19 protein-coding genes and 1 pseudogene are annotated in these 24,161 nt (G+C 56.5%); 8 read left to right on the plus strand and 12 right to left on the minus strand.

The features are described 5' to 3' along the window. Positions 1–168: 168 nt before the first annotated feature. The 8 genes and pseudogenes from ACNAOV_RS08695 to ACNAOV_RS08730 form a co-directional block, all read right to left on the minus strand. The gene (locus ACNAOV_RS08695; RefSeq protein WP_416517379.1) at positions 169–759 is read right to left on the minus strand and encodes an anthranilate synthase component II; all 591 of its coding nucleotides are present in this window, start codon (positions 757–759) and stop codon (positions 169–171) included. After that, positions 740–2,365 carry an anthranilate synthase component I family protein gene (locus ACNAOV_RS08700; RefSeq protein WP_416517380.1) on the minus strand — a complete coding sequence of 542 codons (1,626 nt, stop codon included), beginning with the start codon at positions 2,363–2,365 and terminating at the stop codon, positions 740–742. Before ACNAOV_RS08700 ends, ACNAOV_RS08695 begins: the two co-directional genes overlap by 20 nt. A gap of 459 nt (positions 2,366–2,824) precedes the next feature. Continuing rightward, a complete protein-coding gene (locus ACNAOV_RS08705; protein WP_416517381.1) occupies positions 2,825–4,273 on the minus strand; it encodes an MFS transporter in 1,449 nt (482 codons plus the stop codon). Positions 4,274–4,313: 40 nt separating this feature from the next. Further along, complete coding sequence (locus ACNAOV_RS08710; RefSeq protein WP_416517382.1) at positions 4,314–5,237, minus strand: nucleoside hydrolase; 924 nt, start codon at positions 5,235–5,237, stop codon at positions 4,314–4,316. Continuing rightward, entirely contained in the window at positions 5,234–6,091 is an 858-nt protein-coding gene (locus ACNAOV_RS08715) for an energy-coupling factor ABC transporter ATP-binding protein (protein ID WP_416517383.1), read from the minus strand. Before ACNAOV_RS08715 ends, ACNAOV_RS08710 begins: the two co-directional genes overlap by 4 nt. Next, positions 6,088–6,936 carry an energy-coupling factor ABC transporter ATP-binding protein gene (locus ACNAOV_RS08720; RefSeq protein WP_416517384.1) on the minus strand — a complete coding sequence of 283 codons (849 nt, stop codon included), beginning with the start codon at positions 6,934–6,936 and terminating at the stop codon, positions 6,088–6,090. Before ACNAOV_RS08720 ends, ACNAOV_RS08715 begins: the two co-directional genes overlap by 4 nt. Continuing rightward, positions 6,933–7,751: an energy-coupling factor transporter transmembrane component T gene (locus ACNAOV_RS08725; RefSeq protein ID WP_416517385.1), complete on the minus strand. Its 819-nt coding sequence runs from the start codon at positions 7,749–7,751 to the stop codon at positions 6,933–6,935. The genes ACNAOV_RS08720 and ACNAOV_RS08725 overlap by 4 nt, the downstream gene beginning before the upstream one ends. A 146-nt stretch (positions 7,752–7,897) precedes the next feature. Next, positions 7,898–8,539 (minus strand): annotated as a pseudogene (locus ACNAOV_RS08730) (ECF transporter S component); the annotation flags it as partial. 251 nt (positions 8,540–8,790) lie between these two features. On the opposite strand from ACNAOV_RS08730, the gene ACNAOV_RS08735 reads away from it, so the two are divergent. Continuing rightward, on the plus strand, positions 8,791–10,662 hold the full coding sequence (locus ACNAOV_RS08735; RefSeq protein WP_416517386.1) for a PfkB family carbohydrate kinase: 1,872 nt from the start codon (positions 8,791–8,793) through the stop codon (positions 10,660–10,662). Positions 10,663–11,005: 343 nt separating this feature from the next. Next, on the plus strand, positions 11,006–13,093 hold the full coding sequence (locus ACNAOV_RS08740; protein WP_416517387.1) for a TIM-barrel domain-containing protein: 2,088 nt from the start codon (positions 11,006–11,008) through the stop codon (positions 13,091–13,093). Positions 13,094–13,220: 127 nt separating this feature from the next. Here ACNAOV_RS08740 and ACNAOV_RS08745 read toward each other — a convergent pair whose 3' ends face one another. Further along, positions 13,221–13,367, minus strand: a complete 147-nt coding sequence (locus tag ACNAOV_RS08745; protein ID WP_416517388.1) for a hypothetical protein — start codon at positions 13,365–13,367, stop codon at positions 13,221–13,223. 302 nt (positions 13,368–13,669) lie between these two features. Between ACNAOV_RS08745 and ACNAOV_RS08750 the strand changes: the two genes are divergently transcribed. The 6 genes from ACNAOV_RS08750 (at position 13,670) to ACNAOV_RS08775 (ending at position 19,887) form a co-directional block, all read left to right on the plus strand. After that, positions 13,670–14,701, plus strand: coding sequence for an ImmA/IrrE family metallo-endopeptidase (locus ACNAOV_RS08750; RefSeq protein WP_416517389.1), 1,032 nt, complete (start codon positions 13,670–13,672; stop codon positions 14,699–14,701). 31 nt (positions 14,702–14,732) lie between these two features. Beyond that, a complete protein-coding gene (locus tag ACNAOV_RS08755) occupies positions 14,733–15,230 on the plus strand; it encodes a DUF4411 family protein (protein WP_416518196.1) in 498 nt (165 codons plus the stop codon). A gap of 118 nt (positions 15,231–15,348) precedes the next feature. Then, the gene (locus ACNAOV_RS08760; protein ID WP_416517390.1) at positions 15,349–15,744 is read left to right on the plus strand and encodes a VOC family protein; all 396 of its coding nucleotides are present in this window, start codon (positions 15,349–15,351) and stop codon (positions 15,742–15,744) included. A 302-nt stretch (positions 15,745–16,046) separates the two neighbouring features. Then, a complete protein-coding gene (locus tag ACNAOV_RS08765; RefSeq protein WP_416517391.1) occupies positions 16,047–16,940 on the plus strand; it encodes a 3-hydroxyacyl-CoA dehydrogenase in 894 nt (297 codons plus the stop codon). 215 nt (positions 16,941–17,155) lie between these two features. Beyond that, the gene (locus tag ACNAOV_RS08770) at positions 17,156–18,049 is read left to right on the plus strand and encodes a 3-hydroxyacyl-CoA dehydrogenase (protein WP_416517392.1); all 894 of its coding nucleotides are present in this window, start codon (positions 17,156–17,158) and stop codon (positions 18,047–18,049) included. Between the two features lie 179 nt (positions 18,050–18,228). Further along, a complete protein-coding gene (locus ACNAOV_RS08775; protein ID WP_416517393.1) occupies positions 18,229–19,887 on the plus strand; it encodes an MFS transporter in 1,659 nt (552 codons plus the stop codon). A 332-nt stretch (positions 19,888–20,219) separates the two neighbouring features. Here ACNAOV_RS08775 and ACNAOV_RS08780 read toward each other — a convergent pair whose 3' ends face one another. From ACNAOV_RS08780 to ACNAOV_RS08790, 3 genes are read right to left on the minus strand one after another with little or no spacing between them, the layout of a single operon-like run. Beyond that, positions 20,220–22,334 carry a TIM-barrel domain-containing protein gene (locus tag ACNAOV_RS08780; RefSeq protein WP_416517394.1) on the minus strand — a complete coding sequence of 705 codons (2,115 nt, stop codon included), beginning with the start codon at positions 22,332–22,334 and terminating at the stop codon, positions 20,220–20,222. A 38-nt stretch (positions 22,335–22,372) separates the two neighbouring features. Next, positions 22,373–23,215 (minus strand): carbohydrate ABC transporter permease, encoded by an 843-nt coding sequence (locus tag ACNAOV_RS08785; RefSeq protein WP_416517395.1) that lies wholly within the window; start codon positions 23,213–23,215, stop codon positions 22,373–22,375. After that, positions 23,185–24,135: a carbohydrate ABC transporter permease gene (locus ACNAOV_RS08790; RefSeq protein ID WP_416517396.1), complete on the minus strand. Its 951-nt coding sequence runs from the start codon at positions 24,133–24,135 to the stop codon at positions 23,185–23,187. The genes ACNAOV_RS08785 and ACNAOV_RS08790 overlap by 31 nt, the downstream gene beginning before the upstream one ends. Positions 24,136–24,161: the final 26 nt, after the last annotated feature.

The raw sequence follows: 24,161 nt of genomic DNA on the forward strand, positions 1-24,161 counted from the left end.
GAGAGTAATCACACGAATCCCTCTGACTATGTCAGTATCAGGTCATGGGTTGCCGAGTTGAACCTCGCCACAGCATCTTGCAGGACCGCAGAACCGATAAGGAGAGACTACAGCCCTGCTTGCTATACGGCGGATTATGCGGAAAGGAACACGGCCCGGCCTGATGAGTCAGTCCCCGTCAGACGAGCCACAGTACTCCCGGAAGAAATTGGCGATTACCTGGTGACCATACTGGCTACCGATGCTCTCGGGGTGGAACTGGACGCCCTCCATGAGCGACCGGTCCCGCCTCAGACCCATCACATAACCATCCAGAAGCGAGCGCGCGCTGATCTCCAGGTCGGCGACCTGACTGACCGAGACCTCGTCGGCAACCAGGGAATGGTATCTGGTCACATCGAAGGTATCGGGTAGGCCCTTGAAGCAGCCCTTCCCGTCGTTTCTTATCCCGCTCACCTTGCCATGCTGACGACTGGAGGCCCTGACCACCCGAGCTCCGGCGTGCACCGCGATGGCCTGCATGCCCAGGCAGATGCCGAATACCGGCTTCCGCCCTGCCACTTGGTCCAAGAGCTCCAGGTAGCCGCAGTCCTCCGGGCGCCCCGGTCCAGGACCCAGAACGACCGCATCAAAGGCGAGCGGATCCACCTGTGCAAGACGGTTCACCCGGATGATGGTCGTATCGACACCCAACAGGTCCACGTAGTTCTTGACCACATAGACGAAACTGTCGAAGGCATCAACCAGCAAGACTTTCATGGGCCAGCTCCTTTCCGGTGATGGCCAGGTAGGCCGAACTCATCTTCTTCATGGTCTCCTGCCACTCGCTCTCCGGCTGGGAGTCCTCGACAATCCCCGCCGAGGCACGCAGGTGATAGCTGCCGGAATGGTAGGAGGCCGTCCGTATGCACAGCGCCGTCAGGACCTGACCGTCAAATCCGAGGAAGCCCACCGCTCCGGCATACACCCCGCGCGAACTGACCTCGGTCTCCTCAATGATCTCCACGGCGCGCACCTTGGGGGTTCCCGTCATGGTGCCGGCAGGGAAGGCGGCCGAGAAGACATCGTACTTGTCCAGACCAGACCGAATCCGGCCGACCACATCCGAGACCATGTGAATGACGTGGGAGTAGACCTCAGTGGTCATCAACCGGTCCACCTCCAAGGATTCGGGTGTGCAGCACCTGGCTACGTCGTTGCGGCCCAGGTCCACCAGCATCAGATGTTCGGCCCGCTCCTTGGGGTCGCCGGCCAACTGCCTGATGGCCGCCTGTCGGGCCTCTCCCTCTCCGGGATTGCCGACCGTTCCGGCGATGGGCCGCAGGGTTATGCCACCATCTGGGGTCAGCCCAATGAAGAGCTCAGGGCTGGCTCCGATGACATGCACCCCTTGGGGAGTCACGAAATAGTACATATAGGGGGACGGATCCTGCAGACGCAGCCGCTGATAGACCTGGAAGGGCGGAATGCGGGAATCCACTTGAATCTCATGCCCGAGCTGGAGCTGATAGACATCGCCCTGGGCTATGTGCTCCTTGCCCTTGGCAAACCACCGATAGAAACAGTCCCGATTGATCGTGTCATGGGCCTCGTATGGATAGTCCGGCCCGATGCCACCTTGGACAGCATCCGATTCAGGAGATTGCCCCGGTGATGCGTCGGATTGGAGCAGTCCCAGCACCTCTTCCAACGACTCGAATCCATGCCCATGCCCGCAGCTCCCGATTGCCACATGCTGGACCTGTGGACCAGATCGTGCAGAAGATCCGCGTTCTCGCAGATTTTCCCCGCCTTCTTGAATGCCACCCTCGGCAGAGGCCTCTTCGACATGAACCAGAGTGGCGCAGTGCCCGCCGGCCTTCAGATCCAAGGTGATGATTCCCCGATAAAGCGTCAACGAGATGACAGGCAAGGCCGCGTCCCTTGGTATGCGCTCCTCCAGATCCTCAATCATGAAGATGGTGTCATACCCGAAGTAGCCGAACCAGCCCATCCCGAAGGGGCCTTCATGGTCGCCGCTGACGGCAAAGGAGGATTCCAGCCGCCTCAGCACTGCAAAGACCTCCTGGATGTCGGGGACCGGATAGTGGACCACCCCCTGCTCAATTTGGCCGAAGGGCTCCAGAATTCCTGTCAGCTGAGCACTGCCCAAAGGTTCGATGGTCATGACATGGTCTGTCACGCTCAGTGTCAGCATCGGCTCGAACCCGATCGCCGAGCGATTCCGGTCCTTATCAGGACCACTCAGAGATTCCAGGAGGAAGAGCTGATCCTCCCGGTATCTGGTGCGCAGCCGCCTGTAGATGGCCAGGGCATCGAGGTCGCTGGAGAACCGGCGGGATTCCATGGTTACGTTGATAGTCATTAGGGCACTTCCTAAGTCAGATACTGCGGTTGGGAAACGGCGGTGGAACCTTACTAGATGCCGATTCACCAGGCCAGGGGTATGGATTTCCTGTGGCAGCATGTCCGCAGATAATTAAAGAGCAGCCTCAAGCATCGAGGCAGATATAGGAATCAGAAGATGAACCGGCTAAAACATCAACGCCATCGGGCATCGACATAGAAAAAGACACCCTTGGGCAACCAAGGCTTCAGTGATGTCGTTTTCTCCATGGCCACGATGCTAGAGCACCAGAATGCAAACGCCCAATCAGCATCCATAATCCGGACATTTGTAGACCGAATACTATTCATCCACCAACTCAGGTGCGGAAGATATGACCATCATGCCCAGCAGAATTCTGTCCACATCCTTATGGACAGGAACCGGGCCCAGGAGCAAATCCCCAGACCCGGTTTCCTCAATTAGCAGCTCGGAAGATCAATCCTCGTCCTCAGCCACGCGGGAGTGGCTGTAGATCATCTTCATGGAGCAGATGAAGAGCACCAAGCCCAGCAGGATGATCACGCCGCCGATCATGAAAACATTGGCGTAGGTCGAAGCCAGGCCCTGCGCAGTGCCGGCCAGACTGCCCGAACCCATGGATCCGTTGGCCATGAGCTGGCCGAAGAGGGCGACACCGATGGAGCCGGTGATGGCTTGCAGGAGGTCGTTGAAGCCGAGCACACGGCCGGACTCCTCAGGAGCCACGGTCAGGGTCGCGGTGTCAACGATGGGCTGGTAGAAGAAGGATGTGCCGAAGTAGTAGATGCAGGGCGCCACAGCCAGGGCCCAGATCTTGCCAGCGGGGATCAGGAAGGCGATGGCGATCAGGCCGCCGCCCATGCAGGCCAGAGCCAGGATGACCGAAGCCTTGCGCCCGATCTTCTGAATGATGGGCCCGGCCGCGAATCCCATGATGCCGGCCAGGATGATGGACCAGACCAGCAGGTTGGAGACCTTGGAGGAGTCGATGCCGTACACGTTCAGACCAATGGCGTTGACGCCCGCGTTCAGGGTGTAGCTGAAGAAGTAGCCGACGAAGATGACGGTCATGGTCATGGCGAAGGCCGGGTTGGTCAGCATCTTCGGAGTGATGAAGGGATTGCTGGCCTTGTTGACATAGACCAGGAAGGCCGCCAGGGTCACGATGCAGGCAATGCCCCAGCCCAAGTTGATGTCGGTGAAGAACATGGTCACCGAAGCGGCGAACAGCCCGATCAGCGTGAAGCCGATTCCGTCGATCTTGACGCCAGCGGCATGCTGGTCGGGCAGGTTCTTGGCCAGAACAGGAATGAAGAAGACAGCCAGGATGCCCACGCCGAAAAGCCAGCGCCAGTCAAGCAGGGTCATGTAGCCGGCCAGGAAGACTCCCAGGGCGGCGGCGAAGCGGAAGACCGCGACGAAGACGCCGTACCAAAGCACACGCTTCTTTTTCTCCACATACTTGGAGACCAGAACCAGGAAGATGGAGCCGGAAACCTGCCAGCCGGCCGACTGCACCACGCGGGCGGCGATGACGATCCAGATGCTGAATGTGCCGAAGCAGCCCAGAATCGACCCCAGCACGAAGACGATCGTGCCCAGGATCATCATCTTCTTCAGGGAGACGAAATCGCCCAAGGAGCCGTAGATGACGCAGACGATTCCCAGGATGATGCCGGGCAGTGAGGTGATCAGCGGAGCCAGATTGGCCTGGTTGAGCTGCTTGCCGATGTTCACGTAGATCATGCCGAAGGCCTGCTGCTGGAGCACGCCCAGGGTGAAGATGATCAGGACCACCGGGATGGCCACGCGGGCCATCTTGTTCATTTTCGCGAACTCGGGAGTCCCCTCCTCGGGAACGGGTATGCCGTTCTTCTGCTCCTCGGAGACAGTTGACTCACTCATTTTTTCCTTAGTTTCCTTTCGGTTCTTCTCAATACGGAAGCTACTGGCGGCGGACCCGGCCGACCCTGTCGACAAAGGCGGAGCGGAATCCGTCCACATCCACGTCCACGCAGACGCTGGCGTTGGCCTTGCCCCCCAGGATGCCGTCGTAATCGACCACCGTGGCGCCCAGGGTGAGCGGACTGGAGATTTCGACATCCACGAAGGCCTGGCTCATGGTGAACAGATCGGGCTGGATCAGGACCATGGCGGCCGAAGGGTCGTACATCTTGATCCCTTCCTCGATGTGTCCGCCATCGTAGGACCGGAAGAGGGAGGCGACCATGCCGCCCACTTCGCCGGCTGCGTCCAGATCATCCAGGTCACCGGCGACCAGATGGGCCTTGCGTCCGATGTCCAGGCCGACCATGGTCACAGGCAGCCCGCTACGGAAGACCATCTTGGCAGCCTCCGGATCCACAGAGATGTTGAACTCGCCGTAGACCCCGATATTGCCGCGTCCGGTGGAGCCTCCCATCATGACAATCCGGTCAATGTGGTCCTTGACCTCTGGGAAGGTGGCCAGCAGCAGGGCGATGTTGGTCAGAGGGCCCAGGGTCAGGATGGTGACCGGCTCATCGCTCTCCAGCAGCACCCGCCGCTCCTCCAGGACCGCATTGCTCTCGGTCAGCAGGCTGGCGTCCGGCTCAGGGAAGACGAATGATCCCATCCCCGACTTGCCGTGGGCTTCGGTGGCGAACCTGTTGTCACGCATGAGCGGGGCCGCAGCGCCACGGGCCACGGGAATGCGCCTGCCCAGGAAGGTCAGCAGCTTCAGGGCATTGTTGGTGGTGTGGCCGATGCCCACATTGCCGGACACCGAGGCTATCAGCCTGATGTCGAAGCCGGGTTCGTCGACCAGCATCGTAATGGCCGCAGCATCATCGATGCCAGGATCCGTGTCGATGATCAGAGGTCTGGTCATTGCTTCACTCCTTTTGCTCTTGTCGTATCCAAACTCAAATTCCTGCCCCCTGCTTTGGCCCGCTGGGCTGCATTGACAAAGCCGGAAACGGTAAAGACCGGGCCATCCAACCCGACCTGTCGGGCCACCCGGGTGATGGGCGGAGGCGTCACATAGGCCTGCTTGAGCACATCCTCCCGGGCGAAGACCTCCTCGCGGCTGCCATCCAGCAGGACCCGGCCATGCTGCATGAGCACAACCCTGGGGAAGTTGCGGGTAACGAACTTCATGTCGTGGGAAATCGTGATGCAGAGCCTGCCTTGGTCCCGCAGACGGGCGATGATGGCAGCCAGCCGATCATTGCCGGCCTTGTCCTGTCCGCATGTGGGCTCGTCGAAGACCACGGCACCCGTATCCATCATGAGAACGGAGCCGATGGCGCAGAATTTCTTCTGGGTGGGGCTCAGGTCAAAAGGATGATCGTCCAGCCGGTCCGCCAGGCCTACCAACTCAGCCACCTGCTCCATACGTCGCCCTATCAGATCCTGATCGAACCCAAGCTGACGGGGACCGAACTCGAATTCCTTGCGGACGCTGTCCAGAAAGAGCTGATCGTCGGGATTCTGAAAGACGTACCCTACCTTCCGGGCCCACTGGGCTGTGTCCGCCGTAGCCAGATCGACGCCGTCAATCAAGATCCGGCCACTGGTCGGTCTCAGGATGCCGTTCAGATGCTTGGCCAGGGTGGTCTTGCCGGCGCCATTCTGACCGATCAGCGCCACGGGCCGGTCACCTTCAAGGGTCAGATCCACTCCGTCCAGGGCACGATGACCGTGCGGGTAGACGTACTCCAGATGCTCCAGGTCAATCCTCATCGCAGCGTCTCCCGAATCATGTCTACTGCCTGGTCCTCGCGTACAGGCAGATCCGACAGATCAAATCCCGCGTCCTTCAGACCCCTGCCGAGCTTGACGTAATCCGGTACGTCAATCCCCCACTTCTCGGCCTCAGAATCAGTGAAGACCGCCTCGGGTGTGCCCAGGGCACGAACCCGACCAGCGCCCAGGACCATGACCTGGTCAGCGCATCGGGCGACCCGCTCCATATCGTGATCGACCATGACTACGGTGATCCCCTCACGGTTGAGCCGCTTGACGATGTCGAAGATCTCCTCGCTGCCGAGCGGGTCCAGCTGGGCCGTGCATTCGTCCAGAACCAGAATGTCCGGTTCCATGATCAGGGTCGAGCCCAGGGCCACCCGCTGCACCTGTCCACCGGAAAGTTCCAGGGGGTTCTTGTCGAGCAGATCCTCGATATGCATAAGATCCGCCACCCGGGCCACCTTGGCATGCATGGTTTCACGTGAAACCCCATGGTTGCCCAGCCCGAAGGCCAGTTCCTCGGCCACGGTCCCGGCCGTATAGGAAAGCTGATTGAAGGGATTCTGAAAGACCAGGCCCACGTGTCTGGACAAATCGGCAATGGTCGAAGTGGCTACGTCACTGCCTTCGATGCCGACGCTTCCCTTGGATTTACCTACGAAATAGTGCGGAATCAGACCGACCAGGGCGTTGCACAGGGTCGATTTGCCCGACCCGTTGGCTCCGACGATGCAGAAGAAGCTGCCCTGTTCGACGCTGAAGCTCACGCGCTTCAGGGTGGTCCGATCGGCATCACGGTATCTGAAGGAGAAGTCCTCCACTCGTATGACCTCGGTCATGCCCGACCTCCCCACTGGATTGCAAAGGTGATCAGACCCGCGCGAGAGAGGCAGCCGAGCACCAGGGCCAACACCAGGAAAACAGTGAACAGGATGGTCATCACAGTGTCACTGCGTCGCCAGACCACCTCTAAGTAGCTGGTCTGCCGTACCCCCCGGATGCCGAATCCGCGGGTCTCCAGGGTCATTCCGCGCTCCTGTGAATCCGTCAGGGAGGAAAGAACAACTGGTCCGAGCAGGGGCAGGAAGGCCCGCGCCCGGGAAATCAAGCCGCCACCGGTCTCCAGACCACGTGCATGTTGAGACTGCTCGATAATCGCAATCCTGCGCTGCATCTGCGGGACCACATTCAGGCTGGCCAGGATCAGGTAGCCAATCTTCGATGGAACACCGATCTGTGTCAAAGCTGCAACCAGGCGACCCATGTAGGTAGTTTTATTGGTCAGGTAGAAGGACCCCAGGAAAACCAAAAGCGTCACTACGATTTTGGCCGCATAAAGGCTACCTTCGAGGCCCAGTTGGGCGAATCCCAGGTCAAGAACGACCTTGGTATTCCTCGGGCTGTAGCACCCCTGAATGAACAGCAGCATGAGCGTAACGGGAATGCCGAACCCCAGCACGACGCCAGAGAAGGGCCTGAGCACCCGAGCCAGTGCCGCTGCGATAAAGAGCATGACGATGATCCCCAGGCCCAGAGTGAAGTCCGGCCAGGCCAAGGTCGCCAGGCCCAAGGAGCACACGCCGGCAATCTTGGCCATGGGATGCATGCGGGCCAGCGGGGAATCAGGAATCCCGTTCCTTGCAGGACCAGGCATCAGCGTTCAGACCTTTGGGTACGTTCACAATCCGGGTCCGCTGGGTCGCCTGTCGATGAGCCACGATCAGATTCTGCCGCGCCGCCAACCTTCACCAGTCGTGCTGAACTCTCCTGGCTGGACGATCCAGCCGCTTCGTGCCCATCCTCGTCTTCGTCCTCATCCAAATCGTCCAGCTCAACCTGGTCATCGCTGCCGTCCAGGGCGTACTGGCTCAGGAAACGTTTGGGGATTCGACGCACGATCACATAAGCGATCAGGACGGTGATGCCTTTGTCGATCAAATTCTCCAGCATGGAGGAGGAGAGCACCGAGATGACGATGTTCTTGACAGCCACCACCAGTGCAGCTGTGAGGACCGAGGTGCCATTGACTCCGGTGGCGCCCCCGTAGACGAACACGGTGATCAAAGAGGCGGTGACCGTGTTGACCAGGGCGCAGGCCAGCCAGACCAGGACGACTCCCCATATCCGTTTGAAGAGCCCCGCCTTGACCATGTAACCGATTACCAGGCCGCACAGAACGCTGGAGAGCGCATAGGGCAGATAGACCGGATTGGCCACCAAGGCGAGGAAGACGTTGGTCAGCAGTCCGCACAGGGCAGCCACCCAGGGGCCGGACAGGCAGGCGATGACCGTAGTGCCGATCATATCCAGGAAGAGCGGCAGTTTGAGGGTGGAGCTCAGGGTCCCACCGATGAGGTTGATGCCCACCGCGATAGGTATCAGCACCAAGGATTTCGTCGAGAACTGCGCAGTGATCCCTCTCCACACCGGTCGCGCGCTCATAATCCGTACCGCCTTTGGTCCTTGAATGTCGATTTCTGCAGATGGCCGTCGCTCACAGCCAGATCCGCATCACCGCTTTGAGAAACCACTTTAGTAAACAACTTTCATTGACAGAGACTATCAACAGCCGCATGGGGTGTCAAATGCGAAACCTCCGACGACCATCTCTCAGGTAAGCTTGATTCGCTAGATCCAACAGGTCGACAGAGCCGTTCGCCGGAGCGTCAGAGATGAGGAGGACAGGAAACCCCATGAACATCAAGGACATTGCTCAGCTTGCCGGCGTATCCACATCAACGGTTTCCAAGATTGTGAATCACAAGGACGCCAGCATCACAGCCGCCACGCGCGACAGGGTCCTTGAACTGGTCAGGAAGTACCACTACACGCCCTACGGATCCTCCAAGCCCAACACCACTACCTGGAGAATCGGGGTCCTGCTGAGCTCATCCATCTCCATGGACTCCACCTTGGACGGGATCATCCAGCAGGCGCAGAAGTCGGGGTACGGCACCCTGGTTTTCAACAGCTACGGCGACCATGACCAGGAGGAACGCAACATCCTAACCGCTCTGGAGCATCGGGTGGATGGCGTGGTCTGGGAGCCAATCGACCGCACAAGCCTGGCCTTGAAAAGCAGGATCGAGGCAGGAGGGATTCCCGAACTGACCATTGGACCCCTAGGAGACGACCGGGCAGCGCTCATGCCCTACGAAGACGCTGCTTACAGTCTTACTGAAGAGCTGATCAAGCGCCACCACACCAGCATCGCCTGTCTGCTCTCGCCGGGCAGGCGGACCCAGAGCTTCCTGCACGGTTATCGTCGTTGCCTGTTCGACCACAACCTCCAATACCACACTGATATGGTCCTGGAAACCATCGGCGAAGACCTGACCCAAGTCCTGGAGAACCGACACGTCACTGGTGTCGTGGCATCCCACTACCACCATGCCCTGGAATTCCTTCAGTTCGCCGAATCCATGCATTACCGTCTACCCCAGGATCTCTCCCTGGTCTCCCTGATGAACGACACCAACGTGCACCTGCGTTACCCTGGCAGCCCGGAAATATCGTCCTACGTCATGCGCAACGCCGACTTTGGCGCCTACCTGTGCCGACGGATCATCCATGCCATCGAGCATGAATCCCATCCGAGCGAGACCTTCGAGCATGTCTTCGCCCTGGACGGCGAGAAGACCGTCGGCCGGCCCCCGGATCAGCAATGCAAGAAGATCGTGGTGGTCGGCAGCATCAACGTGGACACCTACCTGACCGCCCCCAGCCTGCCCAAGGCGGGTATGACCACCACGACCAGAAACTTCGCCTCCACACCGGGGGGCAAGGCCACCAACCAGGCGGTGGGCGTGGCCAGGCTGGAGCATCAGGTTTCCCTGATTGGCAATGTCGGCAGTGATCCGGCCGCAGACTACATCTACAAAACCATGAGGCAAGCCCATGTGGATGCCACTGGTGTGCACAGGGTCAGCGGGGCGGACACGGGCAAAGCCTACATCTTCGTCGACAACAAGGGCGAGTCGATGATCTCCCTGGTGGCCGGCGCCAACGAATTTCTGACCCCGGACGACATCACCGAGCGCGACCAGATCTTCCGGAACACCGGCTACTGCCTGATCCAGACAGAGATCCCCATGGACACCGTCATTGAGGCCTGTAGAACAGCCAAGCGCCACCATGCCACCACCATCGTCAAACCGTCATCCTGTGGCCACCTGCCTGAAGACCTGCTGGCTTCGATCGACATCCTGATCCCGAATCTCAACGAGCTGAACACCCTGATACCAGGGCCAGGATCCGTGGTGGACAAGGCGAAGCAGTTCATCGACGGCGGGGCGGGCAAGGTCATCATCACCCTGGGCGAGCGCGGCTGCACCCTGGTCACTGCCAGCGGACACAAGGATTTCCCAGCCCACGAGACCCGAACGATCGACGACACCGGCGCCAGCGATGCTTTCATCAGCGCCCTGGCCTCCTATCTGTGCAGCGGATGCTCCCTGGACAAAGCCGCTCATATTGCCAATCTGGCCGCCGGCTTCAGCGTCGCCCACGAAGGTGTCATCCCCTCCCTGATCAACCGCCGCCAGCTGGAAGGCCTGATCGACTGAGCGTTCCAGGCGCGAATATGGTCGGAGGGCTGTGAGCGTCCACGGCCTTTTAGGACCTATACATGCTCTGATCACTGCGAATTCCACAGCAGCTATGCCATTTGCCGACATGGTCTGACTTCATATTTGCCTCAACGCTGGATTCCGACAGGCCCGCATGCGTCCCTCACGATGGGCCTTTATAATTTCATAGGGCACAGAATCAGGAATGGGGGCCATTGATGGCTTCAGCCGTTCCGGCTTCGGCACCAATCGCAATACCGCAGACGGTCGCACAGGAATATGCCATTACGGGAGTTGCAGCAGGTGCGAAAAGGACTGATCTCAAAGGTGAATCAACCAGTTGAAAGGTACCGAACCAATGCAACATTCAACATTTACCACCGACGGCCAAGCACTGAAGTGGACAGGCAACGGCGAATACCTTCGCATCGAGCCCTGGGGATCAGATTCCATACGCGTCCGATCCTCGCTGATGCACGAACCCGAAGATCCGGACTGGGCGCTTTTACACGATCACCACGAGCCTTCCGACGCGGTGCAGATAAGCATCGATGACCAGCCGGGACAGGCCACCATAATCAACGGGTCTCTCATGGTCAAGGCGCAGGCTTCGGGCGGCATCGACACAGGCAACGGCTATACCGACAAGTGTCTGCTCAGCTTTTGGCGCACTGACGGTACGCTGCTCTTCAGCGAGATGAGGGATGGTGGCTCCCTGAATTTAAGGGCGCGTTCTTTCGCTCCCATCGTGGGAGGCGACCACCAGGTCAAGGTAACCTTCGTACCTCCGGTAAACGAACATCTGTACGGCATGGGCGAATATCAACAGAACATCATGGACCTGAAAGGCTGCACGCTCGAGCTGGCCCATAGGAACTCGCAAATCTCCATACCATTCGTCGTCTCCAGTTGCGGATACGGATTCCTATGGAACAATCCAGCCGTGGGTTCCGTCAGTTTTGGGAAGAATAAGACTCAATGGTCGGCGGACAGCACTCGACAGATTGATTATTGGATTACAGTCGGTACCGATTATCGCTCGATTATGTCCCATTACGCAGACGCTACCGGCCATACTCCCCAGATGCCTGAATGGGGTCTTGGATTTTGGCAGAGCAAGCTTCGCTATTGGAACCAGGATCAATTGCTGGAGGTTGCCAGAGAATTCAAAAAGCGCAAGATCCCTCTGGACCTCATTGTCATCGACTTCTTCCATTGGCCTCACATGGGTGATTTCAGATTCGAAGACGAATTCTGGCCAGATCCCGTCAGCATGAGCAACGAATTGCACAAGATGGGAATCCGACTCATGGTGTCAGTCTGGCCGCAGATAGCACTGACTTCTGAAAACTATCCAGAGATGAAAGCCAAGAATCTGCTGGTGCGAGCAGACCACGGCGAAGATATCGGCATGATGTTCGAGGGACCCAGCCAGTTCTTCGATGCCACCAACCCTCGAGCCCGCCAATATGTATGGGAGAAATGCCGAGAGCACTACGCCGATGTCGGTGTCGATGCCTTCTGGCTGGATGAGGCCGAACCAGAGTACGGCACTTACGATTTCAGCAATTACCGCTACTGGGCCGGACCCGCTCAGCAGACGGCTAATCTGTATCCGCGGGAATACAACAAGGGATTCTACGAGGGGCAGCTGGCCTACGGGCGCCAGGGACAGATCGTTAACCTCACCAGATGCGCATGGGCCGGATCCCAACAATATGGGGCTCTTGTATGGTCGGGCGATGTCGCATCCACCTTCGAGGCGTTCAGAGCACAAATTACCTGCGCTATCCATATGGGCATGGCTGGCATTCCTTGGTTCACCACCGATCTGGGAGGATTCCACGATGGCGATATCGACGATCCCACGTTCCGTGAACTGCTGTTGCGATGGGCGCAATTCTCCTGCTTCTCGCCCGTCATGCGCAACCACGGTGACCGTAGCCAGCATCACCCAGACGGGACCACCAAGATCGCCATCACTACAGCGCAGGGAGAACGGCGATTACCGTCCGGAGCGAACAATGAACCGTGGAGCTATGGAAAGTCCGTCGAAGACATCTATGTCAAGTTCATCAAGATCCGAGAGCATCTTCGCCCTTATCTGCGTGAGCTGTTTGCTCAAGCGCATGAGGATGGGCAGCCGCTCATCAGGGGGCTGTTCTACGAATTCCCCCATGACGACGCTGCTTCCGACATCGCCGACGAGTATATGCTCGGACCTGATTTGTTGGTAGCTCCAGTGACAGAGGAAGGAGCCAGATCTCGACAGGTCTACTTGCCTGGGGACGCGACTACGCAGTGGCAGGATCTTCGCGACGGGGCGATGTACGACGGGGGTAAGACGATCACCGCAGAAGCCTCACTGGATACCCTGCCGGTATTCGCCAGGGACGGCAGAAACCACGAGCTGCTGGGCATACTCTGATATATCCGTCATTCGCATCGGGTCAGGACCGCTCGTCCTGACCCGACTTCTTATTCAAGGCATGATTCATCCGGTTTCTAGTTTCGTTTAACTTTCATGCTCATATTCCACCCTGTGCAACGTTCACTCAGAAAGTTTGCCAAGTCATCGGGTAGCGAATCACCGAGTGACGAACCGTAAAGAGTTCATCTTCTGGAAGGCGGTTGTAACGTAAACGATAAATGGAGCAATAGGCCAATAAACGGATGCCGATGACCACGATTTCTGCCAGCATCAATTCCAACCGGCCTGGTCAGCAACTGGCACCGGAGCCCCTGATAGGCTTGCTCATAACCTCAAAGAGCGAATAATGATGTCCAAAGTGCTCTGCGAAAATGACTAACTAACACGCAATAGCCGTACCTATGGCCAGGTAGGATTCGAAATACGGAAAGGGGAACGATGGCTCAAACAGTACGCGTCAATGTTCCCCGCACCATTCTCGATTAGGTCATATCCATAGGCGCCGAAGACCGTCTAGGTGAAGAACAACGTCAGAATATTGACGCATGGAAACAGGGCACCAAACGGCCTACTGTGTCTCAGCTACATGACATCAGTGACAAGTTGCACGTGCCATTCGGCTACTTCTTCATGGATGAGCCCATTGATGATACGCCACCCGTCTATGCCAAACGCACTGTCGGCAGTCAGCAGCCACAAGGACGTCCTTCCCGAGATCTTGTGGACACCATTGACCAGATGACTGCCATTCAGGACTGGGCGAGGCAAGACCGCATCGACAATGAGGGCACCCGACTGGAACAGGTGGGTTCCCGGACCATCAATGACGACAGCAACCTTATCGCCGAGGATATTCGTCGAGCTCTGAAGATTGATGAACATTGGTATCGCAAATCCGACCTGCATAGACCAGCTAAGGCTTTCAAGCTACTGCGCGAGCGCGCTGAGGGCACCGGGATTCTCATCATGCAGAACGGAGTGGTCGGTAACAACACCAGCAGACCACTCGACCCCAAAGAATTTCGTGCTTTTACACTCATTAATCCATACGCCCCATTGATATTTATCAACAAGACTGACGAACACGAAACCGCTCGCCTCTTCTCCCTGGTGCATGAGCTGGCACATGTTTGGCTGGGAGCTGATGAATTATACAATGACACCGCGCTGCCCACCGGAGTCACCAAGCTTGAGCAGGTCTGCAATGAAGTAGCGGCAGCCATATTGTTGCCAGACGGAGACTTCCTGGAAGCATGGCGGAGTGTTCCAGACGACACCACATTGGACGAACGGATGAAAGAACTGAAGGAGTGCTTCCCTGTCTCCCATACCGCTTTGGCCCTTCGCGCCATGAAACATAAGCTGATCAGCCAGGAAACCTTCCAGAAATGCAACCAGGCCGCCCAAACCTGGTCAGAAGAAACTGAAAATAAGCAAGGTTCCCCAACCTTTTATAACACCGAACTGAGCAGATTCGATTCCCGATTCCTGGAACGACTGGCAAGCAGCGTGGCCAAGGGAGGAACCACGTATTTAGATGCCTATCGTCTCACAGGTATCACAGGCGACACTTTCACCAAGCTCATGAAGAGGATCGTCTCATGATGCAGCCATCGTTCATGGATTCGCCTTTCTTATTGATGCAAACTGCCTGATCGAACCATACAACCGGTACTACAACCCCCAGTCTGCTTTGTCGAAACCGTTCTGGACACATCTACATAATCTGGTCAACAAGGGCCAAGTGGCAATCATCGACAAAGTTCGTGACGAGGTATATGGTCACAACTGCCCAGAAGTCGATACCTTGTTGGACGAAGTAAAAAGCATTATGGTCACCTGCGAGAAAGAGGATGGCATTGTAGAAGCGTATGGGACAGTGCCCAACCAGATCGCCCGCCCTGAAAACGGTTATCAACCCACAGCAATACGTGATTGGGCTGACAAGCATGTCGCCGACCCCTGGTTGATTGCTACGGCCAAGTTTTACGATGCCACCATCGTCACTTTCGAGCAACCCCAAGCTGAATCGGATCGCCCGTGGAGACATCCCAAGATTCCGACTGTCGCCTCCCAGCTCACGGTTAACACTGTGGGCCTATTTGCTTTCATGCAGGACGATGGAGGCTTCTGAAGATTCAGACGACAAAGCCTGTTCCACTTTCTATCTCGCCCTCATCTCCAGACGCGTCGTCGCCTAGAGTAGATGCAAGGAAGCATCGCAGCATCAAGGTACCAAAGGAGAGGCCATCATGAGACCAATGTCGGACTATGCCAAGGACCTGCAGCACTCGGGCATGGTCGCCCGCGATCTGGACGAGACCATCGACTTCTACACCAACAAACTCGGGTTCGAGCTGGTCGGCATCTACCCCAACGGAGAGAATCGATGCGCCTTTCTGCGCCTGGGACATCTGACCATCGAGACCTGGGAGGGCGAGCCTGCGCCCATGCGCACCGGGGCCATCAACCACTGGGCGCTGGATACGCCAGACATCGATGCCGCTTACGAGCATGCCCTGGAGATGGGGTTGACCATCAGAGAGAAGTCCATCCAGGCCATTCCCACTTTCTGGCAGCGGGGAATCCGCTACTTCAACGTTATCGGCCCCAACCAGGAGACCATCGAGTTCTGTCAGATTCTCTGACTGTCCTCCTAAGGCCGGCGACTCTTCCCTCTCGTGTATAGCAAGGAATGCAGATGGCCAATCGGGTTATATGGCAGCTCTCAACCCCACCCCCAACGACGAGTGCCACAGAACACTCATGTGAGCAAAGCGACAAAATTCTCAGTGTTTCACCCACTTGATTGAACGGCCGAATAAACCCTGATTTATCCACTTATTCCAGCCTTTCAGCAACATAGGAACACCCAGAATAATCCCAGGTACTGCCAGTAATATGGAATAAGTATCCAAAGACGGATGCATTGCAATGAAAAGAGGTTTCTATGACGAACATTCATAATGTCACGGTTGCCGGCGGTGGGGTGCTTGGCAGCCAAATCGCCTATCAATCAGCCTTCAAGGGTAAGAAGGTAACAATCTACGATATCAACGACCAGGCTGTGGCGGCCGCCGAGGAGCGCGTCAAGAACCTGCGCGATTCCTACAAGCACGACATCAATGCTACTGATGAGCAATTCGACGCCGGACTAAACAACATGTCCTTTACCGCCGACATGGCCGAAGCCGTCAAGAACGCTGACTTGGTCATCGAAGCAGTCCCGGAGAAGCCCTCAATCAAGCATGACCTTTATCAGAACCTGGCCAAGATGGCTCCCAAAGATGCCATCTTCACCAGCAACTCCTCCACCTACGTGCCCAGCACCTTCGCAGCCGACACAGGCAGGCCGGACAAGTTCCTGAACATGCACTTCGCCAACCAGGTTTGGCTGTACAACACGGCTGAGATCATGGGCACCGATCAGACCGACCCCAAGGTCTTCAATGAAATCGTGGACTATGCCAAGGAGATCGGCATGGTTCCCATCGTCCTGAAGAAGGAACAGCCTGGATACGTCCTGAACACCCTCCTCATCCCCCTGCTTGAAGCCGCCTCCTACCTTTGGGGTCAGGGCATCGCGGATCCGGAGACAGTGGACAAGACCTGGATGATCGCAACAGGCGCACCCATGGGACCCTTTGCCATCTTTGACGTTGTGGGGCTGCGGACCGCCTTCAATATCACCAAGGAGCAGCGGGGAGACAACCCTGACTTCAAGCCCTTCCTGGAGAAGATCCAGAAGATGATGGACGAGGGCAAGACCGGCAAGGATTCGGGAGAAGGGTTCTACACCTATCCCAACCCCGCCTTTGCTGATCCTGACTTCCTGAAGGCCTGAGAGAACCGTTTTCACCAAACAGGACCCACCCGTTGCAAGGGACCACAACGCAACTCGCCTCCCCGCAATGGGAGGGTCTGTTTTCACTGCCGATTTTCAAGCGAATCTAACCGTCAAGCTGCTCGTCAACCTTTGCAAATCGCCGACTGCGCCTCTTTACTACCATTGAATCAGGCATCCAAGGAAGGATGCCGACACAATGAAAGAGGTCATTCATGACAAATATCGAACAGGTCACCGTCGCCGGTGGTGGTGTTTTGGGCAGTCAGATCGCCTATCAATGTGCATTCAAGGGCAAAAATGTCACGGTCTACGACATCGGAGACGATGCCGTAGCAGCGGCCAGAGAGCGAGTCAAGGCGCTTCGCGCCGCCTATAAGGGCGACATAAAAGCAACAGACGAACAGTTCGATGCCGGATTAGGTCGAATGAGCTTCACCACCGACCTGAGCAAGGCAGTCAAGAACGCGGATCTGGTCATCGAGGCAATTCCTGAGAAGCCCTCCATCAAGCACGACTTCTATCAGAGCCTGGCCAAGCTGGCGCCCGAAAACACCATCTTCGCCAGTAACTCCTCCACCTACGTGCCCAGCACTTTCGCATCCGACACAGGCAGGCCAGACAAATTCCTGAACTTGCACTTCGCCAACCAGATCTGGCTGATGAATACCGCTGAAATCATGGGAACCGATCAAACCGATCCAGACATCTACAACCAAATCGTTTCCTTTGCCCGGGAGATTGGTATGGTCCCCATCCAGCTGCACAAGGAACAGCCCGGCTATGTGCTCAACACGTTGCTGATGCCACTCATGGGCGCTGCCGGCATGCTATGGGCGCACGATGTGGCCGATCCACAGACTATCGACAAAACCTGGATGATCGCCACTGGCGCGCCCAAGGGACCCTTCGGTTTCTACGACATGGTCGGCCTTCGGACCGCCTACAACATCCTCAGCCAGCGTCAGGGTGACAATCCTCAAGCCAAGCCCCTCCTGGACAAACTCAATGCCATGATCGAGCAAGGCAAGCTGGGCGAAGAGACCGGTCAGGGCTTCTACCAGTATCCTGATCCCGACTACCGAGATCCCGGATTCCTCAAGTCCTAATCAAATCCGACCAAGAGGGCTATGGAGGGCCAGATAAGGGCCCGCCACAGCCCTCATCATGAGGCGTGGTAAGCTGTATATTTATGGCATTTTTGTGAAAACCACCAAAGGAAGAGGCAGACAGGGAAATCACAAAGGCGGAAAAGACGAACAACGGCCTAGTGGCCGGAGAAGGAATAATGGCAGAGGACGATAAAATTTCGGCTGCAGCTAGCGGCCAGCACGAGCAGAAACAGCGTGATCGACAGACAGCCAAGCAAATCAAGAAGCAGCAGGCCGCCGCAAAACGCAAAGCCCGCAAGCAGAATCCCAAACCGCATCGGGGCTGGAGCGAGCGCCTGCATCTGACCGACATCAACGTGGTGGACAGGTCCACCCTCAAGCGGGCCATTGCCGGCACCGTGGTCGGGAACTTCATGGAATGGTATGACGTGGGGGTCTACGGCTACCTGGCGGTGACCATTGGCCGCGTCTTCCTGTCCGACGCTTCCGATGCCGTTCAGCGGCTCTTCTCCTTGGGTGTCTTCGCTGTCACCTTCATCGCCCGGCCTCTGGGTGGCGTAGTCCTGGGCCAGCTGGGCGACAAGGTCGGCCGTCAGCGCATCCTGGCTTTCACCCTGCTGAGCATGTCCGCAGCCACCCTGCTGATCGGCCTTCTGCCCAGTTATGCGGCCGTCGGTCCCCTGGCGCCTATCCTGCTCATTCTGCTCAAGCTGATCCAAGGCTTCTCCACCGGCGGCGAATACGCAGGCGCCTCGACCATGGTCACTGAATACTCCCCGGACCGACATCGCGGCTTCTTCGCATCCCTGCTGGACGTGGGATCCTACCTGGGCTACGCCTTCGGAGCAGCCTTGGTCTCACTGCTTGAGTTCTCCATCTCCCCGGAAGCCATGCTGGCCTGGGGCTGGCGTATCCCCTTCATCATCGCCCTGCCGCTGGCTGCCATCGCGGTCTACTTCCGGGCCAAGGTCCAGGACACACCTGCCTTCCGTCAGGCCCAGGATGCCAGCGACGAGAAGACCAAGAGCCAGCACAAGAGCCTACTGGACCTGATCCGTGGCTACTGGCGGGAACTGCTCATGGCCTTCATCCTGGTGGCTGCGGCCAACACCCTGAGCTACACGCTGACCGCCTATATGCCCACCTACCTATCGGGCACCCTGCATTACAACACGGCCCAGGCCAACCTGCTCTCCCTGCCGGTTCTGCTTATGGTGGCCTGCTGCATCCCCATCACGGGAGCTCTTTCCGACCGCTTTGGCCGCAAGAAGGTGCTGTTCATGGGAGCCTTTACCGGACTCTGCCTGTCCTTGCCGGCCTTCCGCCTGCTGGAGCATGAGACCACGGGCGCCGTTTTCGGAGGCTTGGTTCTGCTGGCCATCCCGGTCATCTTCTTCGTGGCCAACCTGGCATCCACCCTGCCAGCCCTATTCCCGACCGCTTCCCGTTACGGCGGCATGGGACTGTCATACAACCTGGCCGTAGCCGTCTTTGGCGGGACCGCGCCTGTCATCATGGAGGGGCTGGTGACCGCGACCGGCAAATCCCTGGCACCCGCCTACTGGATCATGTTCACCTCAACCTGCGGTCTTGTTACCGTGCTCTTCTTGGCGGAGACTGCACGACGCCCCATGCCTGGTACCCTGCCCACTGTGCTCAACCGGCAGGAGGCGCGCGACCTGGTAGCCACCCAGGACCGCAATCCCGACCTAGACGTAAAGACCATCATCAAGGATGCCGAGGAGAGCGGCGTGCGCAAGACGCCAAAAAAGCTGGCTGCCGAGGCACGCAAACTTCTGGGCATTCCCCGCTCCGGAGCCAAGAACAAAAAGTAACAATCGCATTCAAGGCGCATGAACGTCTACTAGCTCAGGTTGTGGGAGTTGAGTCCGAATTGAAGACAGGATGCTATCTTCTCTTCCGATAATCGGGATGAAGATAAGGATTTTGCATCGCCAGCATCTGGAGAAGGCGCCAAGCGCAGCATTCGGCTGGTGGGCCAGAATGGAAACCATTCCTGGCCCACCAGCAGATTTTATCCGCAGATTTGATCTCACCAATCAGAGATATAAATACCCATTACCACTGGTTTTGGCAAAACCGACGTTGAGGAGCACAACTTTTGCTGGTTCTTTCTGCTCTTCAGACAAGAACGGAAAGTCTTCATCTAGACAAGACCTTGGAGTCCGTGGTCTTTCCCGTCACGCGCGAATACTGGGATAACATCAATCGGAGTCTGAACCTGCACCTCTTGTCCACCTCTTAATTCCTCACCCGTGTTCAAGTTACACCAACGAAGACCCTCATCACCAGGCAACCAGACTTTCCTCGCTCTGGCACCTGCTTCGACGACGGGAGCCACCAGCAGATCGGGACCAAACATGTATTCGTCCGATATATCCGCCGCCATCCTGTCTCCAGGGAATTCGAAGAACAGCCCCCGAACCAAAGGAAGACCGCATTCATGCGCCTCTCGGAAAAGACTTCGAGTATAGGGTCTCATCACCTCCCTGGCCTTAATGAACTTGCGGAAGACCTGCTCAACCTGCGGCCCATAGCTCCAAGGTTCATTGTCGGCACCTGATGGCGAACGGCGGCATCCATTAGCAGTTTTCACGCTCTCCTTGCCACCTGCGGAATGAAGACTACGATCACCGTGGTTGCGCATCACAGGCAGGAAACATGAGAAGGCGCACCATCTGGAAAGGAGCTCACGGAAGTCCTCCGTATCGACAATACCGTCATGGAAACCACCCATATCCGTGGTAAACCAAGGAATGCCAGCCATTCCCATATGTATGGCACAGGTGATCTGCGAGCGCATATCTTCAAAAGTAGAACCGACATCACCTGACCAGACCAGTGATCCGTACCGTTGCGAACCCGCCCAAGCACATCTGGTCAGGTTGACGATCTGTCCCTTGGCCCCCTCAGCTACTTGTCCATCGTAGAAGCCCTTGTTATACAGCTGAGGATATATGTTGCCTACATTCAGATCACTACCGAGACTGTACCGGTAATTGCGGAAGTCGTATACTCCATACTCTGGTTCTGCCTCATCCAGCCAGAAAGCACGAACTCCTTTATCCCAGTAATTCTTCTTGCAGAGGTTCCAAACGAATTCCCGAGCACCAGGGTTGGTCGCATCATAATTGACGCTAGGCTCTTCGAACATCATGTCCAAATCCAAGCCTGCCTCAGTGCTGGTGAGGTAATTCCGCTTCTTCATTTCAACGAAATTCTCGGAAGCAATCGAGACCTGCGGCCATATGGACACCATGAGTTTGATGCCTAGTTGATCCAGCTCCCTGACCATGGCTGCAGGATCAGGCCAGAACTCATCCTCGAACCTGTAATCACCCATGTGGGGCCAATGAAAGAAGTCAACCACAAGGAGATCCAAAGGTATATCTCTTTCCTTAAAACCATGGGCGACCTTTATTACCTGATCCTGATTCCAATATCGCAGCTTGCTCTGCCAGAATCCCAGACCCCATTCAGGCATAACAGGGGCATGACCGGTGGCATCCGCATACTGTGACTCGATCTGCGCGTAGTCGTCACCAGCGGTGATCCAGTAATCAATCTGATCACTAGAGCGCGCCTCCCATTCTGTTCTGTTCTTTCCAAAGACGGCCCTTCCGATGGCTGGATTGTGCCAAAGGAAGCCATACCCGGCAGAAGAAACGACAAAGGGCACGCTAGCCTGAGAATTGCGATGAGCGAGCTCGAAAGTACACCCTTTGATGTCCAAAATATTCTGCTGATATTCCCCCATACCGTACAGGTGCTCATCCTGCGACGAAATGAACGAAACTTTCAGACCATAACTCCCGCCAGCTATTGGTTCATACTGTCTGGCTTTGAGCATCAGAGACCCGCCTGCTGGGGCCTCACGCAACAGGCATCGCCCCTTGTCGTCCCAGAAACTCAGTTCGCACCTGAACACCTCATAGCCAACGCTTCCAACATAATGATGAGATGACCGTGCCTTCACAATGATCGAGCCATTGGTCAGTGTCGCTTCTCCCTTATTCTGATCGAGACTTATGCTGCAGGACTCGTCAGATGTCTTCTCAATTTTGTTTTGATAATCTATCGTGCTTTGATTCGCCTCCACCACCTTGTCTTTGGGCAGCAGAGCCCAATCATGAGGATTAAAAGCATCGTTTCGAGTGGCTCTTACCCGAACGCTGTTCCGTCCCCAGGCTTCAATACGCATCGTCTCTCCGGCCCCGGTCCAAACCAGGTAATCCTGTCCAATTTGAAAATCCTCGTACACCTTGTCTCCTTTGTGCCATCCGTCATGGTTGCGCAAATTCAGTCTTTAACGGCTCCTGCCGTAACCCCTGCCGCTACGTATTTCTGGGCAAAGACCAGCAATATAGTCGCCGGAATCGATGAGAGAACAGCCGTGGCCATCATCGGTCCCCACTCCTGTGTCTGAGCCCCGATATAGGCATATAGTCCCAAGGTGATCGGTCGCCTGCTGCCTCCACCATCCAGAGTACTGGCAAAGAGGAAGTCAGACCATGCCCACAAAAAGGCGAACAGGCTGACAGTAACAATGGAATTGCGTGACAGTGGGATGACGATGCTAATGAACCGTCTCATTTTTGTCGCGCCATCAACTTCTGCTGCCTCCAAGAGGGATATAGGAATGCTCTCCATGAATGAAGTCAGGAGCATAACCGCGAACGGAACGGCAATTGTTGAATCCGCAAGCACCAGCCCGGGAATCGTATCAAGCAGGCCAATCTTGTTGTAGATCTCATAGAATCCCAGCGTGACAACAACGGCGGGAATCATCTGCGCAACAATCAACAGAAAACTGATCACCCTTGAGCCTCGTACACGCAATAGCGATAGGGCATATGCCGAGGGCAAGGCTATGAGCAAGGTCAAAATCACACAGCACAGGGCCAGGATGATCGAGGTGGCCAGATTGGGCAACTGGATATCAAGCACTCGGGCGTAATTATCCAGAGTGAAATCCTTGGGAAACAGGTCACCGGATCTGATAGACCCCTTTGCGGTGAAAGAGATATTGACCATCCAGTAGACAGGGAACAGCATAATAGCCGTAAAGAATATTCCCAGCGCAGTTTTGAGACCAGAATGTCTGTGCATCATCAGTTCTCCTCCTGAGACTTCTGCACCCATAGGTAGATGAAACCGAACACCAGGGCAACCAGTATCAGGATGCTGCCCAACACCGCCGCCTGCGAGTACTTGATCGTGGCAGAAGTTCCCTTGCCGAAGGCCATGGAGTACGCCCACGTCGCCAGAGTTTTAGAGCTTCCTGTGCCCATGCTCATCACCCAGATCACGTCTACAACCTTCAAGGTGTATACGAAGCCGAGCAGCAGAGTAATGGATGTGACCGGCCGCAACAGCGGAAACGTGATATTCCAGAATCGGTTCCAAGCATTACAACCGTCCAAGGCGGCAGCCTCATAAAGATCGGCACTGATATTCTGCAATCCCGAATAGAGAATGACCAAGTTGAAGGGAATGCCAAGCCAGATATTGGCAATGGTTACCGCCCACAGCGAATGATCTGCCTGCAGCCACCAAATTGGAGCAATACCGAATAAGCCGAGGAATTTGTTGAGAATTCCGCTATCCGGATTCATCATCCATTGCCATGTAGTCCCTGAAACGATCAGAGGCAAGAGCCAGGGGATGAGCATGATGCCACGCAAAAGTCCCGACAATTTGAAGTTGTCGTTGAAGAATACCGCCAGAGCCAAACCAATAACGTATTGGAAGACCAGCGAAACCACTACAAAGATCAAAGTCTGCAGGACCACAGGCCAGAATTCAGATGAAGTGATTACCTCACGATAAATATCCAGCCCCGCGAACGGGGCATCGCCGGTAACGAAAGTGCGTCGAGTATAACGATGCAGGCTCATCGATATGTTCTGGATAAGTGGCGCTGCATAGAAAATTAATAGGTAGACAATCAATGGCAGCACGAATCCGATTGCTGCTATCCGCCCGTCTAATCTGCGAAGTATGCCACTACGACGATTCGATCGTCTCGACAGCTCGCTCATTTCACTCGATTTGTGTTCCATGGAGTCCCGTCCCTTTCACACATGTC

The sequence above is a fragment of the Bifidobacterium asteroides genome, from assembly GCF_048001765.1.
GTDB lineage: Bacteria > Actinomycetota > Actinomycetes > Actinomycetales > Bifidobacteriaceae > Bombiscardovia > Bombiscardovia asteroides_K.

What these genes read in the sequence shown, in the direction of transcription:
- ACNAOV_RS08775 (WP_416517393.1), top strand. Translation starts at nt 18,229, where the DNA reads ATGGCAGAGGACGATAAAATTTCGGCTGCAGCTAGCGGCCAGCACGAG.
- ACNAOV_RS08715 (WP_416517383.1), bottom strand. Translation starts at nt 6,091, where the DNA reads ATGAGGATTGACCTGGAGCATCTGGAGTACGTCTACCCGCACGGTCAT.
- ACNAOV_RS08700 (WP_416517380.1), bottom strand. Translation starts at nt 2,365, where the DNA reads ATGACTATCAACGTAACCATGGAATCCCGCCGGTTCTCCAGCGACCTC.
- ACNAOV_RS08725 (WP_416517385.1), bottom strand. Translation starts at nt 7,751, where the DNA reads ATGCCTGGTCCTGCAAGGAACGGGATTCCTGATTCCCCGCTGGCCCGC.
- ACNAOV_RS08720 (WP_416517384.1), bottom strand. Translation starts at nt 6,936, where the DNA reads ATGACCGAGGTCATACGAGTGGAGGACTTCTCCTTCAGATACCGTGAT.
- ACNAOV_RS08695 (WP_416517379.1), bottom strand. Translation starts at nt 759, where the DNA reads ATGAAAGTCTTGCTGGTTGATGCCTTCGACAGTTTCGTCTATGTGGTC.
- ACNAOV_RS08785 (WP_416517395.1), bottom strand. Translation starts at nt 23,215, where the DNA reads ATGGGTGCAGAAGTCTCAGGAGGAGAACTGATGATGCACAGACATTCT.
- ACNAOV_RS08705 (WP_416517381.1), bottom strand. Translation starts at nt 4,273, where the DNA reads ATGAGTGAGTCAACTGTCTCCGAGGAGCAGAAGAACGGCATACCCGTT.
- ACNAOV_RS08770 (WP_416517392.1), top strand. Translation starts at nt 17,156, where the DNA reads ATGACAAATATCGAACAGGTCACCGTCGCCGGTGGTGGTGTTTTGGGC.
- ACNAOV_RS08760 (WP_416517390.1), top strand. Translation starts at nt 15,349, where the DNA reads ATGAGACCAATGTCGGACTATGCCAAGGACCTGCAGCACTCGGGCATG.
- ACNAOV_RS08765 (WP_416517391.1), top strand. Translation starts at nt 16,047, where the DNA reads ATGACGAACATTCATAATGTCACGGTTGCCGGCGGTGGGGTGCTTGGC.
- ACNAOV_RS08745 (WP_416517388.1), bottom strand. Translation starts at nt 13,367, where the DNA reads ATGCTGGCAGAAATCGTGGTCATCGGCATCCGTTTATTGGCCTATTGC.
- ACNAOV_RS08790 (WP_416517396.1), bottom strand. Translation starts at nt 24,135, where the DNA reads ATGGAACACAAATCGAGTGAAATGAGCGAGCTGTCGAGACGATCGAAT.
- ACNAOV_RS08735 (WP_416517386.1), top strand. Translation starts at nt 8,791, where the DNA reads ATGAACATCAAGGACATTGCTCAGCTTGCCGGCGTATCCACATCAACG.
- ACNAOV_RS08710 (WP_416517382.1), bottom strand. Translation starts at nt 5,237, where the DNA reads ATGACCAGACCTCTGATCATCGACACGGATCCTGGCATCGATGATGCT.